The organism is [Mycoplasma] cavipharyngis, assembly GCF_042984175.1.
Classification (GTDB): domain Bacteria; phylum Bacillota_I; class Bacilli_A; order Mycoplasmatales; family Mycoplasmoidaceae; genus Mycoplasma_N; species Mycoplasma_N cavipharyngis.
In genome coordinates, this window is the sequence record NZ_CP155569.1 from 327,210 (window position 1) to 342,719 (window position 15,510).

Annotated in this window: 10 protein-coding genes; 6 read left to right on the forward strand and 4 right to left on the reverse strand. The window is 27.8% G+C overall.

Going from position 1 to position 15,510, the window contains the following annotated elements; genetic code table 4:
• Window positions 1-555: 555 nt before the first annotated feature.
• From MCAV_RS01295 to MCAV_RS01305, 3 genes are read left to right on the forward strand one after another with little or no spacing between them, the layout of a single operon-like run.
• Window positions 556-981, forward strand: coding sequence for a TM2 domain-containing protein (locus tag MCAV_RS01295; protein WP_391592085.1), 426 nt, complete (start codon window positions 556-558; stop codon window positions 979-981).
• Window positions 982-984: 3 nt separating this feature from the next.
• Complete coding sequence (locus tag MCAV_RS01300; protein ID WP_391592086.1) at window positions 985-2,400, forward strand: MFS transporter; 1,416 nt, start codon at window positions 985-987, stop codon at window positions 2,398-2,400.
• Window positions 2,400-3,125 carry a glycerophosphodiester phosphodiesterase family protein gene (locus MCAV_RS01305; protein ID WP_391592087.1) on the forward strand — a complete coding sequence of 242 codons (726 nt, stop codon included), beginning with the start codon at window positions 2,400-2,402 and terminating at the stop codon, window positions 3,123-3,125. The genes MCAV_RS01300 and MCAV_RS01305 overlap by 1 nt, the downstream gene beginning before the upstream one ends.
• A 132-nt stretch (window positions 3,126-3,257) precedes the next feature.
• On the opposite strand, the gene MCAV_RS01310 is transcribed toward MCAV_RS01305, so the two are convergent.
• Both MCAV_RS01310 and MCAV_RS01315 read right to left on the reverse strand, forming a co-directional pair.
• The gene (locus MCAV_RS01310) at window positions 3,258-4,952 is read right to left on the reverse strand and encodes a restriction endonuclease subunit S (RefSeq protein WP_391592088.1); all 1,695 of its coding nucleotides are present in this window, start codon (window positions 4,950-4,952) and stop codon (window positions 3,258-3,260) included.
• A 586-nt stretch (window positions 4,953-5,538) separates the two neighbouring features.
• The gene (locus MCAV_RS01315; RefSeq protein WP_391592089.1) at window positions 5,539-11,955 is read right to left on the reverse strand and encodes a hypothetical protein; all 6,417 of its coding nucleotides are present in this window, start codon (window positions 11,953-11,955) and stop codon (window positions 5,539-5,541) included.
• 135 nt (window positions 11,956-12,090) lie between these two features.
• On the opposite strand from MCAV_RS01315, the gene MCAV_RS01320 reads away from it, so the two are divergent.
• Both MCAV_RS01320 and MCAV_RS01325 read left to right on the forward strand, forming a co-directional pair.
• A complete protein-coding gene (locus MCAV_RS01320; RefSeq protein WP_391592090.1) occupies window positions 12,091-12,375 on the forward strand; it encodes a hypothetical protein in 285 nt (94 codons plus the stop codon).
• A gap of 63 nt (window positions 12,376-12,438) precedes the next feature.
• A complete protein-coding gene (locus MCAV_RS01325; RefSeq protein ID WP_391592091.1) occupies window positions 12,439-12,606 on the forward strand; it encodes a hypothetical protein in 168 nt (55 codons plus the stop codon).
• 225 nt (window positions 12,607-12,831) lie between these two features.
• Here the strand turns inward: MCAV_RS01325 and MCAV_RS01330 are convergent, their stop codons facing one another.
• On the reverse strand, window positions 12,832-13,119 hold the full coding sequence (locus MCAV_RS01330; protein ID WP_391592092.1) for a hypothetical protein: 288 nt from the start codon (window positions 13,117-13,119) through the stop codon (window positions 12,832-12,834).
• A 97-nt stretch (window positions 13,120-13,216) separates the two neighbouring features.
• Between MCAV_RS01330 and MCAV_RS01335 the strand changes: the two genes are divergently transcribed.
• Entirely contained in the window at window positions 13,217-13,399 is a 183-nt protein-coding gene (locus MCAV_RS01335) for a hypothetical protein (RefSeq protein WP_391592093.1), read from the forward strand.
• A 199-nt stretch (window positions 13,400-13,598) separates the two neighbouring features.
• Here MCAV_RS01335 and MCAV_RS01340 read toward each other — a convergent pair whose 3' ends face one another.
• Window positions 13,599-15,149 carry a hypothetical protein gene (locus MCAV_RS01340; RefSeq protein WP_391592094.1) on the reverse strand — a complete coding sequence of 517 codons (1,551 nt, stop codon included), beginning with the start codon at window positions 15,147-15,149 and terminating at the stop codon, window positions 13,599-13,601.
• Window positions 15,150-15,510 lie beyond the last annotated feature (361 nt).

The following is a 15,510-nucleotide window of genomic DNA, read 5'->3' on the forward strand; positions in this document are numbered from 1 at the left end:
AAAGTAACAAAAATTTAATCTTAATTAATTTGTTAAATTTTAAAAAATGGATTTGAAAACAATGATGACAATTATTTTTAAGATAATCAAAATATCAACAGTTATTTATTAAAAGAAAGATTATTAATTGTCATTTAATAATTGTTAAATTAATTTAAATAAGATTAAATTTAAATGTTAATTTTTTAAAATTTTATTTTTGTTTTAGTAAGATATTTTACCAAAAAGGATAATAAATTAAACATAACAATAATTATTATTTTTGTTATTAAAGTTATTTTTTGTAAATATTAAAATTTTAAATAATTTTTAAATTAATTTTTATTTTTTAAGATTTGATTGCAATTAAATAAATCTTAAATTTTAATTAAATAAATAATCTTATCAAAATCATTTGTTAAGTTAATTTTTTTATAAAATGAAAAAATTTGATTTTCTATTAACTCAGTTTGATTTAGAAATAATAATAAATCATTTTTAGATTGATTTTTGTTAAAATTATAAATATACAAAAGTAATATATTAAAAAATTTTGGTGTTAATTTCTTATTACTTATGAAAAAAAATATATTTTATTTATCAGAAGAAAAAATTAAAAGCGATATTGCTTATGCTAATCAGTTAGCTAATGAGAAAAAAATTGATGTTTATCCTCTTTTTAGCAAAGAATGAACTGTTGGTGTATCAAACTTAAATTATAAAACTCATTTATTATTAGCAATATTTCTTGGTTTTTTTGGTGTTGATCGTTTTTATTTAAAGAAAAATGTTTCTGCAGTTATTAAAATCTTTTTTATTTGTGTTATTAGTCCAATTTTTATTTGAGTGATTGCTGCAACTAATCTCTTTTTAATTTATCCTGATATTGTTGTGATATTTTCATTATTTTTCTTTTCAATCGCTTTAGGTTTTTATTTTGGTGATATTTATTTAGCAATTTTAAAACCAAGAGACGCTAAACATTTAAGATTGGTAAAATAAAATATGACTTTAAAGCAAAAAATTAATCAATTAGGTTGAAAAAAAGTTTTAGCAATTACTGTTTTAGCAGCGATTGATGTTTTTACAATTGCTGCACCTTATTATTTAAAATCATTAATTCCTAACATTCACTTATATCTTAATGTTGAAGAAAGTGATGTTAGTCAAATGACCGCTATTATTGGATGGGTAACGTTAATTATGCAAATTCCTAGTGGATGATTAACTGATAAATTTAGTTCGCGGTGACTTTTAATTGTTTCAGTAATTATAACAGGGCTTGTTACTTTTTGATTTGGAAGTTTAATTTTGGAAAGTAGCAAATTATCTACATCTGTTTTAAGAGGTCAATATTATGCGATTTTTGCAATTTGGGGTGTAAGTTCTACTTTATTATTTTGAGCACCATTATGAAAACTAGTTTCATTACAAGCAGATAAAGAAAATCAAGGATTAGTTTATGGTCTTCAAGGATCATTAAATGGTGTGATTGGTTTGGTTTTTGTCTTTGCAATTGGTTTAATTGTGCAATTAGTAACTCAAAGTTATGTTTCACAAAATTCAACAAATTCAAATTATCGTTATGACACTGCTTTTGTTGTTTATATTTATATTTTTGGACTAATTTTATTACTAACTGCTTTTGGTTTATACTTTTTTGTTAAAGAAAAAAAATCACTTGAAAAAGTTGGTGTTAAATTTAAAGATTTAATTTTATGTATGCAAGATTGAAGAGTGTGAGCGCTTTCTTTCTTTTTGTTAGGAATGTACATGTTCCAATCAACATTTGCTTATTTTTTAAATCAAATGTTAATTAATGTTGTTGAATTACCAGGAATTGCTTTAATTGTTATTGGTGGAATTCGTTTATATGGTTTAAGATTTGCTATTAGTGCTTGAGTTGGTAAAATATCAGATCGTTTAAGTTCTTTAACATTAGCTTTAATTGTCGCTTTATTTTTAGGTTTTATTTTAGTAGTAATTTTTATTTTTCTACCAGAACTTTATAATACTAATTCAGAACCCGTTAAAATTACTGTTCAAGTCTTTATGGTTTTAATCTTTTTTATGACATCAGTATTGTCATGAATTATGGTAACTTTAAGATATGCTCAAATTGGTGAAATTAAACGTCCTGCTAATTCTTATGGTACAGTAACTGCAGTTTTAAGTTTTGTTGGTTTTTCTTCTGATGCATGATTTTATCAAGTAGCATCAAGCATTCAAGATAAAGCAATATATCAAAAACCTGAATCAGGAAAAATTATTACTAATCAAACTGGTTATCAAATTATTATTGCAATTGGTATTGGTGTTGCTTTTTTAGGATTATTTATGGGATTTTTAGTGTGATATTCTAATTATCGAATGATGAGACCATATGGAATTCGTTATTATCGTTGAAGGGAATTAAATTAATGAAAAAAGCAAAACAGTTATTATTAGCTCATCGGGGTTATAGTAGCATTGCACCTGAAAATACCCAACTTAGTTTTGATACTGCTAATTTGTATGGTTTTGATGGTATGGAACTTGATGTTCATTTAACCAAAGATAAGCAATTAGTAATTATTCATGATGAAACAGTTGATCGAACTTGTTTGTTAAAAGGTAAAATTGAAAATTTAACTTTAACTGAAATTAAAAAAATGAATGCTGCTGCTAATTTTAATGTTGATGTTCCTAAACAAGAAATTATGACATTAAAAGAATTTTATGATCGTTATTTACATTTAGAACAATTAAGTATTATTAATGTTGAAATTAAAACGGATTTAATTCACTATCCTAATATTGAAAAAGCAATTCATGATTTATCAATTCAATATCCTGAAGCAAAAAATAAAATTATTTTTTCTTCTTTTAATTTTCAATCTTTAGAAATAATGCATCAACTTGATTCTAAATGAAAATTAGGATTTTTGTTTTGAACTAAAAAACAATTAAAAGCAGTTGATCCTTTAAGAATTAAAGCAATTTGCTCATACTTACATCCTTGAACAACAATATATGATCAATTTAGTGATGATATTTTAAGTTTTAAAATGCCATTATGTTTATGAACAATTAAAAGTAAAAAAATTTATCAAAAATATTTAAATGATAAAAATGTCATTGTTCAAATTTCTAATTACAAATATTAAATATTAATTTTAATAAAGAAATTAATATACTATTAAATGTTCAATTCAATGTTTTTTATTGGATTGAACATTTTTTATTAATTTAATCATTATTTAATTTATAGTCAATTATTTACTAATTATTTCTTAATATTAATTTGTTGTTAATAATAAATTTTGATAATACTGATATTGTTTATTTCTAAGTTTTATTTCTGCAGGTAAACCTTTAGATAAATCATTAGTTAGTGTTTCAAATTGATCTAAAATATTAACAATATATTGTTGAATTTTTAGACTAGGAAGAAATAATTTTATATTTAAAATTGATTCTTTTGCTAATAAAGATATTCCAGAACCATATGATTGATTTTTTAAAAAATTCTCATTATTTTTAAGAAAGTAATATAAATATTTGTTTAAAAGTATGTTTTGATTTAAACTTTTTATTGCAAAACAATTACTTCCAAGTCAAAATTTTTCTTTTTGAAAATCTACATGTCCAGTACTGCCACGATTAGCAATAGTAATCACGTTACTTTCTTGATTATAGTTATGATAATAACCAGTAGGTGAGACCCCACCACTTATAACTAGATATTTACCATTTTCTAACATATCTTTTTTGCCTATATAGTCACCAACAGTAATTTTGATATATTGTTTTAGTTTTACATAATTATTGTTATTTAAATTGCTTGAATTTGCACTGTTGGAATGTACGAAATTGATAATCTTAATCAATCCATTTTTTCAACTCTCTCTCTCTCTCTCTCTTAGAGTGCTACTTGTAAATGTTAATAATTTATTGCGATAATATTGATATTGTTTATTTCTAAGATCAATTTCTGTGGGTAAACCAATATTTAAGTCTGAACAAATTTTTTCAAAATTATCTAGTACATCAATAATTTTTTGTTGAATTTTTAAATTAGGAACAAAAATTTGAATATCAGAAATTGTAGAAGGATATACGTGTGGAATCGTCCCAGTTGTTTTTAGTGAATAAATATAATTTTGTTTATTTTTTAAAAAATGAAACAAATATTTTTGAAGAATTATTTCTTCTTTTGCATGGACAGTAAAACAATCTCGTGCAAAAATTGGAGTATCTCAAAATGCAACAAATTCAGCAGAACCTGAAGAAGAAATAGTTATAGATTTTTTGTCTCTATTAAAATCATTACTATATCCTTGGATTTTAACTCCACCAGAAACAATTGGATATTTACTAACTTTATTTGCTATAGTGTTTGTAGCACCTTTTTTAAAATCAACAATATCTTTTAATTTGTAAATTTTAAAATCAGTTAAATAATGTAAATTTAAAAGTTTATTTCTATAGAAGTTATATTGTTTTTTTCGGGATTCTAATTCAAATTCTAGTTCTTGTGAATAATCTGTAAATGAATCAAGAATTCTAATAACTTCTTTTTGTTCATTAATATTTGGTAAATTAATTTTTAAATTTAAAATAGATTCTTTTGCTAATGCAGGTATTCCTGCTCCATATGATTGCTCTTTAAGAGTTTTTTCATTATTCTTAAGAATATAATACAAATATTTGTTTAAAAGTATTTGTTGATTTTTTGGTTTTATAACATAACAATGAGCACTAGCCCAAAATTTGATTTTTTGAAAATCGACATAACCAGATGATGCTCCTCCTTGAGAAATTGTAATTGTATTTGCTTCTTGATTATATTGATTAAAATATCCCGAAGGTGAAGTGCCACCATTAATTACTGGATATTTTTCAACTAATAACATTTTGTCTTTGTTAAGTTGTTTCCCTTTAATAATTGTTATATAATCATTTAATTTTACATAATTTTCTTTTTCCTTCATTTTTAAAAGAGTCCTAAAACAATAAAATAATTTTATATTAAAAATAATATAAATAGTTTCAAATAAGATTATTTAAGTTTTAAAGTTGTATTTTGATTTTTTTATTAAAGTTAGTTGAGATTTAATTATCATTAAAATCATTAAATAATTGTTACATGACAAAATTAATTTTATTAAATACATTATTTTTTGTTTTGACAAGTATAGCAATTGATTTTAATGATGACAATAATCTTCATAATTTAAACTTAATTAAAATTTCAAGTAATCAAAAACAATGTTTTGATCAAAAAATTCTTAATTTTTTTAATCAATATCACTTAATTCAATTATTATCAAATAATTAAGTTTTAAATTAAAATCATTTCAAAGTATTAATTATAAATGTATTAGTCAGAAGATCAATCAAACAATTAATGAATTAAGAAATTTTTTAAAAATCAATATCAAAATATATTTTTAAAAAATTTAAATAATTATTATTTTTTAGCAAGAAATTATTATAAAAACAGAGATCTTGTAATAATAATTTATTTAATGTATCAAATTACATCATTTGCTCAAAATTATTAAAAAATTTTTATTATTAAATTTTATTGTTACTTCCTTCCTTCCTTCTCACCACAATCTGCTCCTTCTTAAATCCTTCAAGCACAACTGAGCCAAAATTAGGATGATAATATTTACCATTAGATAACACAGGGTTTTCAACATCAAAAATGACTTTTTTAATCTTTTCAACCTCCACCCCCTGATTAACCATTAAATACGGCTGATTGAAAATTAGTTGCTGACTAGTATTACTATAATACACATCATTAAAATTAATTACTGGTTTAATGCCAAAAGAAGTTAACATCATTTCTAATTGTTCTCGTGCCTGTTCTAATTGACTTTTCTCACCATTTTCTAATTCTTGATCACTAACAACTAATCCTGAACTATCAATTAAACCTCACTGGCTTAGTTTTATCTTATTGGGCAATTGATTATCACTTAAATCAATCACTTGATTATTAGTTTTATTTCTCAACTGCTCAAAATAATTTTGAGCACTAATAGTATTTAATCCTTGAAGTTGCACCACACCAAAAACACTAAAAGTTAATGAATTAAGCTCATCTTGATTTAGTACAACTTGTCGTGTTAGAGGATGAAAATTAGTTCAATTAGGCACTAATTGCAGTTTTAAGGCATTAGTAATACTAACTGTTCGTGTTGCAGTGACAAACTGAAAGTTTTTATTATTTTGATCAAACGATTGAATTGCATTTTTCACTTTAACTTTAATATTAACACTACCATTAACAAAATCAATGTTGTCAAAAGTAATTGATTCAAACTGGGTTTTAGGCACACTTTTAGTTGTTTTAGGACTTTGAGTAGTACTATCAAGATCACTGCTGAACAAGCCATTAGCAATACTATTGTTATAATATTTGTCATTCACTAATTGGTATTTTAGCAAATTAATCGCATCTAAAGATGATTGATATTGTTCAGGACTCAACTTGTTTAATTCAATTTCATTTGACACATACACCTTTTTAGCTTGATTTAATAAGCTTCTAAAACTACTAATAATACTAATGACATTTTGATTGTGTAAATTATTATTAATTACAGTTGTATCTTCTAAAGGAATAATATTTTTTTCTTTAGGTTCAAACCGATCAAAATAGTTTGATAAGAAAAAAGTAATTGGATCACTAAACCACTGATTAGCATTAGCAATTTCAGCACGATCATTACTATTAAAATAGTTGGTGACAAACAACGTGTTTGCAGGAATAGTAATTGACCCTGTTGCATCATTAATTATAATGTTACTAAAATTAAATAAATCAACTGTTGTATTATAAATCGGTTTTGCAGTTGAAGCAAACAAGACATGATTAAGAAAACCTGCTAAAGAACTAAAGTCATTATAATTAATGTTAGTAGTATTATTAGCTTGATTAAGTTTTAGTGCTCTTAATTGAGCTAATCATTCAGATGGTAGTAAGTGTTTTCATTGGGTGTTTAAAGCAGTGTTAATAATGGTTGTACCATCCTTAAAGCCACTAGTAGCACTTACTTGATTAGTTTGTGCTGTGCCTGGACTCACATTTTGGTTGTTACTACTTCCAATGACTTGCAACTTCGTTTGACTTGGATTTAGTTCAACATTAATGTTAGGTAATTTAGTTAGTGGGGTGTTAGCATCAGAACTATTACCAGCAAAAAACTTACCAAAATGATAACCACCCTTAATGCCTAAATTTTTAATTATTAGTAAGTTGGCATCTTGATTAACACTAATGGCTTGAGCTAAGTTAGTAGATGATAGAGGAGTGAAACTATTATTAGCATCAATAATGCCAAAAACAAGTTGGGATTTTTGATCATCTAAAAAAGTAGTACTTAAAGTACTATTAGCATTAGATTGGTTGTTATTATTAAAATAACTAATTTTAATTAAACTTAATAATAAGTTGTTGACAGAGTTGGTTGAACTAGCATTGCTCTGAACTTGTCTTCGTGTTCTTCTAGGAGCAGTTGCTTGATTTTTTAAGCTTTCTTTTAATTGTGCTACAAACTGACTTGGATCAGTTGGAATGGTCCCATTAGATCCATCTGGCTTTATAAAAGCAATATTAGAGCGTTGATCATTTGTTTGAATTCACTCAAAAACTGAAGCAGTAGTATTAAAATGATCAATTGAACTACTAACACTTTTTAGTAATGTTTCAAATTGATCATCATTTTTTTGGTACCATCCCACACTAAAACTTAGCTTACCTGAAAAAGCATCAACAGTTAAATTAGTAATTTTCAAACTAGTATTTTTAGGTAATAAGTTAGCTGCAACCAACATCTCACTTGTTTTGTTTTCTTCTCATGCTTGACTCATCGTACTTGAACCAGCACCAATCCCCCCTGTCTGTGAATCAATTACCCCTTGTTTTAGTAAAACAAGTGGGTGCAACTTCTTAATATCAAGCTGATAATCATAGGCTGATAAGTTAAGTTGATCAGGTTTAGCTGAAGTAATCTCATAATCAAACACATTAAAGCTGTTAATGCTAATATTTTCATTAATATTGACAAAACCATTAGTTGAACTACCACTAATTTGGATGCTAAAACTTAGTTTACCTTTTAAATGATCAATAATGATGTTTGAAACATAATCAGCCTTATTTTTTAAATAGTCTAATAAGAAGACTTGAGATGATTTGATTAAAGAATCAGCTGAGTCTGGAAGCACATTAGAGGTGGATAGATTATTGGGGGAAGTATTGTTGCTTGTGGGTTGACCACCATTACTTCCCATAATTTGATTTCTCTTATTCTCATCAACTTCCAAGCCAACAAAACTAATGCCAAAATGGCTATAAATCCATTGTCTTGCTGCACTTTCATTTTCAGGAACAAAGGTGTTAGGGTAATTATTCTGATCAGAATCAAAATCATTCACAATCTTTCTTGTTGGACTAACTGGATTAGAACCACCCATCCCCTGCTGCTGACTTTTACCCCCAGTTACATACTCCACTTTCTGCTGCTTAAACCCTTTTAAGATGATGTTTTCAAGCTCTACCTTCTGATTAAACTGGTCTTTAACATCAAAAGATAAGGTGACTGATTGAGCATTTTCATCTACTGATTTAACATTAATGACATTAACTTGTTGACTAATAAAATTTTTAACATAAGCTGAAGTGTCAGCTCACTCACTTAAATGGTTTTTTAAGATTTCAGAAGTAATCGTACTTGCAAAATAGTTTTTGAGATTAGTTGTTGTCTTAACATCAAAAGTTCTGGTGGTGGAAGAAGAAGAAGATCCACCATTCTTAGGATCCAATCTATACTCAATATTTTGAACTAAATTAAAATCATAACTATAGTTTCAGTTTTGTAATGGTGCACGAATCACTAGTTTAATTTTGTTGTAGTAGAAGGAAGGATCAGTTGAACTACTATTAGACCCACTAGGAGAATATTTCAATATCTTCTTATCAACCCCTAATGGGTGGATCGAAGATAGTTTTGTTGTTGTACTTGAACCATTGGCAACTGTTCAATTGCCTGCACCCACTCTTCCATTATAATAGGGCAGTTGACCAATTAGTTGAACTAGTGGTGCTGTGCCATTGTTAATGGCAGAAGAACCCCCTTGATTAACCCCAGAATTATTACCATTATTACTATTAGGCACCCCATTACTCTCACCTGGTGAATAACTCATTATCATGTTATCCCCATTCTCAGGCAAACTCAAATCATAATCAAGCCCATTAGCATTCGCATAAAAACTCGTTCAGTCAACGTTGGTTCATTCATTTGGAGTTATTTCTTTCCCATCTCCATACAACTTAAATTCTAGTTTTTGTGGGTGAGTTCTACCACTTAGTCTACCATTATTAGACCCTCATGAGTTTTGGTTGTTACCATTTTGGGGTAATGTTCGTGTGAGTAAATAAGGAATAAAGGAGTTGAATGATTGATAGGCATCATCATCACTAAAGTTGGAAGTACCAACTTGTTTGTATTTGTCATTGGAGGGGGAAGAACTTCCCCCTACCATACCACCCCCGTTTCCTGTGGAGGGGGAAGTAGGGTTCGCCCCTACCATGCCAGTCCCACTATTTGAACTTCCAGTAGAACCCCCAAACCCTGGTAACACCAACCTACTAGAATCATTATCATCCACATGAAAATCAAACGCATAAGTACTAGTTTGTCCTTTAGATAACACTTCATTATCACTTAGTTGATTAAACCAGTGAGCATAAATCCAGCGATCAAGTGCAGCAGTGGCTCATAACTTGTATGAGCCATAGGCGGCTTGATTTGTTCCAAAAAGTTTCAACTGATCAATGTTAGCATTTGTATCAATCCCATCAGAAACATCAGCCACTTGATAAGCAAAATCACGGTTAATCCCCCCTAAATAAGTGTGGCTGAAAAAGGGTGTTTTATCTCCTCCAGTAACCAATCCCGCTAAATTCGCTCCAACTCAAATTCGGCGAAAATAAGGGTTGAAGGTGGTATTGTCTGAAGAAGATCCAATTTGGTTGTTTCATGGAAAGATGGGTTTAGCCATCACATTTGTTGGGTTGTTTTTGATCATAATTTGCTTGGAGGAAGTCCCTGTAGGTTGTGGCATGGCAGTTCCAGATCCATTGGAGGAAGCAGGGTTCGACCCTACCAGACCACCCCCACTGTTTGCCCCACCAAACCCATAAGTAATATTCCCTGTAGGACCTTCCCGATCGTTTGCACCAACCGTCAACTTCGGTCATAAATACCAGCTATCAGTTGATTTTTGCTGTGGTCAAAAATCAAGCAACTGGTTGTTAGCAAAACTAATTTTAGGTAAAGTTTGATTGACATCTGCTAAACCCACTCGTTGGATTTTGTCGTTGGCAAGACCTGTACTATCAAGACTAAACCCAGCTGGCTTCTCATTCACCATCCCCGTACTATAATATCGAACCCAATTCTCAGGATTGGGTCCAGGTCCGTGCAAGGTGTCATAAAACCCTTGTTGATCTCCTGCCACCTTCATTAATGATAAATGATAAAACCAGAACTGCAAGTAAGGTAGAGGTTTAATCCCTAATGGAGGAACATATTTGAGTTTGTTACTACTAAAATTAATATTAGTAAATAAGTTGGGAGATACGGAAATGGCTTCAATTTGATTATGACTAAAGTCAATATTATTAATGTCTTTTGAAATCATTAAGCGGGTGGAACCAAAGTTGAGGCCTTTGGAACGATCATTAGCTTGTTTGCCTTGGATGAGACCATCTGAGTCAGTAGTAATGCCACTTGCTGAGTCATACATGTTATTGTCTGTGTTGTTGGCATTAGAAGAACCATTCACCTGATTAACATACACTTCCCCATCCTTATTATTAAAATAAAAGTCGTCAGATGAGATGGCAGCAAGAAAGGTGGAGTAGTCTGTGATTTGTTTTGTGGAATTGTTAGCAATGGTTCCAGAAGAAGACCCAGGGGTGCCACCCCCACTACTACTACTACTAATAGTAGTAGTAGTAGGCAAATGCCCATAAGTTTTCTTAGGAAGTTCTGTCATCAACCACTTCATAATGGCTGTGACTTCATCCCGATTCATAACATCACTCGCATCATAAGTGTAGGGTTCTTCAGTAGAAGAAGCAGAAGAAGAAGAAGAAGAAGAAGAAGAACCAGAACCACCTTGGTTCTGACTATCATCAGTAGAACCCAACCCCTTCCCACTACTTCACAAACTTTTTAAGTACTGATAATAATCGTATTTGTTGGTAGTAGAAGAAGCAGAAGTAGCAGACCCCCCATTCCCCTGGTTCATATTCATATTTGCAATCTCACTATCACTCAAATACCCCGTATTTTTCTGATTCATCCCATAACTACTAAAATTACCAATCACCCTAATTTGATTATGAGAAGCACTAATAGTTTTAAGTGCTGGAAAATTAGTAAAATTAACATTAGGAAAATAGTGTAATTGATTATCATCAACTTTAAGTGTAGCAATCCCATCATATAAAATGTGATAATTAACTTTTTGAGTAATTGGATCAGGTTTAACACTTGCAACAAGATTGTAAATGCCAAGACCCCAGCGAATATAAGGATTAAAAATTTCAGCAATACTAGTTAAGTTGTTATTTGATAAGTCTAAAGTTAAGTTGGGCTTGTTGAGTGCATTAAATCAGTCATCTCGACTGAAACTAGTTTGTTTAGATTGATTAGTTGAACTAGTTCAGCCTAGAGTGGCAGCAATTGCTTGAGCAATAGCAGGTGTTGGGAATAGTTTGGATAATTTGTTGCCACTTGTTTCAATTTTAGGTCATTGGTTGTTAGTAAACAACCCAGGTGGGGGTGCTTGTTTGACTAGTTTGATTTTTTTAGTACTTTGATCATAATGAACATATCTTAAGTTGATATAGTCATAGGCGTTGGCAGATAAAGTATTATCAACTGAGTTTTTAATAGTTGTTGACATAGTGATAATGCCTGTAGGTGGATTTTTTTGAGTGAATGATAAACCTTGGGATTTGTGATAAAAACTATAAAATATGATTATGAGATAGTTGTTAGTAAAATTTTAACGATTAATGATAAGTTTAACTAAAATATTATGAAAATTTCAACTCGTAAGCTATGAAAAAGACGATTTAGGTTTATTACTGATAGTTTTGTTTATAAAGTAGTTAAAGATTATATTTGATTTTTCCAATATTGCTTTCATGTTTTATTCTTTACATCTTCTCTTAATATTCCAGTTTTTGAAGAAGATATAGACTATACCAACAGATATGTTAAACGTTATCGTTATCGTATGATAATTAGAAAATGAATTAAAATGAAATATTCACCAAAATTACTTTTTAAGCTAGTTTGAGCAATAAAACCAAAACTTTAGAAATTTGAAAGGATTATTTATATTTTAGTGAATTATTTATAACAAGAGAAGTGTATCATAATTTTGAAAAAACAATCTATTATCAAATTTTTTATAACTTTTAAAACCGAGTATCGTGTTTTAAAGTATTTAGAAAGTTTTGGCTGAAAAGTTAGTAAAGCTAGAAGTTTTTATGACCAGTTTCACCAATCGACTTATTTGCCTTGAATAAAAACAATCAGGATTGTGTAATTCAAGTGAAAACTAAGTTATATCAGGATTTAAAAGTGGATAAATTGCTCAAATATGCTCAAAAACACAACTGCATTCCTTACTTAGCTATTGTTAGTGCTAATCAAATCATAATGGAAAAATTAGATTATTAAAATAATTTGTTTAGTTAAAGAACAATAAAAAACAACCATTGTTGAATTCTAGAATGGTTGTTTTTTAATTAATGATCTATTTTATGAATTGTTATTTACTGATAGAACTTTCATTATTAATAACATAATTAATGTTATTAATTCTAAATCCAGCTTTACCTTTAGTTGCACTAGTACTTGTTTTAAATCATTGATAAGCACTAGCATTCATACCAACACGGTATTTGTATGAAAAACCATCAATTTTTTGTAATTCAAGAAAGAATCTAACTCTCATTACTGAATAATTAGCATTTCTGCGATATCTTTCTCATTCATATTTAAATATATCTCTTTCAAATCCACTAACTGAATAATTTTTAACATCATAAGCATACATTGTTTTTCAAGTGTAATTTGCTACTTTTGTACTTAATTTTTTAAAAGGAATTTCAAATGAATTTTGATTATCATCATGAACATTCGCACGATAAACTTTGTCTTCTTGTCTTGCTATATTATTTCCTTGAAAATCAAAACCCTTATTAGCACTAATTAAAACTTGAGTTCTTCCAGGAGTATCTAAAACAATGTTGGTACGATTATTAGTTTCAGAAAGTCCAGTAAAATTAAATTTAATTTGAATTTGATCAGCAAACTCTTTTTGATCTTCAACATAACTTGCTATATTTTCAGTTGATCAGTCACTTCATTTAGTGTTATAGTCAAATAAATAAGCTTGTGTTGGTCAACGTCTTCATTGAACACCAGAACTATTGGAATTATTAGCACCACCATTAATATTAGTAATTGAAGTTTTAGCATTACCACTAGAAACATCACGATTAAAGCGATTAATTGCTTTAATTTCACTCTTATCTATTTTAGTTTTTTCATCGATCCCTTTTGAAAACGATTAACTTCAATGTTACTAATTTTCGAATCTAATTTAAATTGATCAGTGCTAATATCACTAGAATGATTTGATTTTAAATAATTTAAATAATCAACTTTTTCATACAAATTAATAATTAATTCACCACCTAAATTGACTCTAGCAAATAGATTAACTTTAAAAATGCCTTGATTATTGTGTCTACCTTGAGATAAATCATAACTAATAATGTTTTGATGATAATAACTAACACCTTTTAAATTAGAAAAGTCAAAATAGCCAAAATAACTATTTTTATACTCTTGTTTTTGACCATATTCAGCATCTAATAAGTTTAAAAGCAAGTCAAATTTAATTTGAATTCCTGGATTTGTTGGAATTGCATCTTTTCAATGATTAAAAAAATTAGTTTGTCATTGTGCACTGCTAAATTTCAAACTAACTAATTTTTCGCCAAATTGAGTTTCATCAACTTTAAAACCAGTATTTTGATCAGCATTTTGATTAGATGGTAATTGATTATTATCGGTTTGTGATTTTTGAATAATGTTATCATTATCTTCCAAATTATTAACAGCAGTATATCGTTTTTCAATTGCACCTTCTTTGAAAAAAGTTGTTGTATATTGATTGTTTTCAACAATACTACTATTTTCACTTTTAGGTAATTTAACTTTTTCAGATTGTTGTGGACCTTTAGGAATTGGTCAAAATCAATCACTTAAATTATTAGTTTGATTATTATTTCAAAAAACAATTGGTTTAAAAGCAGCATCTGTATTTTCACTACTAAAATTTAGTTTTAGTTTGTCATTATTATTAGCATTTAAACTATGATTTTTTAAATCTGAACCAACTAAAGAAATTTTAGTTTCAAATTGACCCCTACGATCGATGTTGATATTAAGATAAGCAGTAATTTTACCCGTTAGGTTAATAAAATCATCATTTAAAGCATAATCAAAAATTTTATAAGTACGTGATTTAACTAAACTTAAATCATTTAGTGAAAAACCAGTAATCAAATTTTGATAATCAAATTTTAAATCTTCTTTTGATTCATTACTATTAGTTGCAAATTGAAGGTTAAATAAAAAACCTAAATCAGGATCATAGCGATTTAAAAATTGTTCAATAAATTGTTCTTTACTAAATTTAGCATGAAACACTTCTTTAGTTTGTTCATTAAGATTATTGTTTTTTGAAGATAAATTAAACTCAACTACTTTTTGATTTTTTAGAGTTGTAAATTTATTTTGATCTAAATCCAAAGATTGTTTGGCATTAAGATTAGGAGCTTGAATTATTTGTAAATGATTTTGTTGTTGTGTACTGAATTTTTGATACTTATTTTCAAAAATAGGTACTTGAAAATTTTGGTCATAACCCGCTTGAATTGCTGAATAGTAATTAAATATTTGAGGACTAAAAGCAATTACAGTTCCAACACTGCCACCAATCACACCACTTAATAAAGATATAAGCAAACCAATTCTTAATTTGCGATTAAATCTAAATAGATTTTTTAACTTCATAATTTTTTAAAATAATTATTTTTTACTTAAATTTATAAAAAAAACAATTATATTAATATATGCCTTTCTAATATTACAACGAATTGAACTTAATCAAAGATTTGCTTATTAAAAAATGATAATACCTATACTAAGTATTAGTTTTATTTTTATTTAGTATATCAACTTGATCATTTTTATTCAAAATTTCAAAAATAAATTTAGTTGATAAGTTTAATAATAATTAAATAGTTGTAATATTTTTTATAGTCGAATAATTCAATTAAGAATATTAACAACTGCAACTATTATAAAGTTGGATCATTAGTTATTTCCAAGCCTAAAATTAAAAAAATGTTGATTAAAATTACTTAATTTTTAT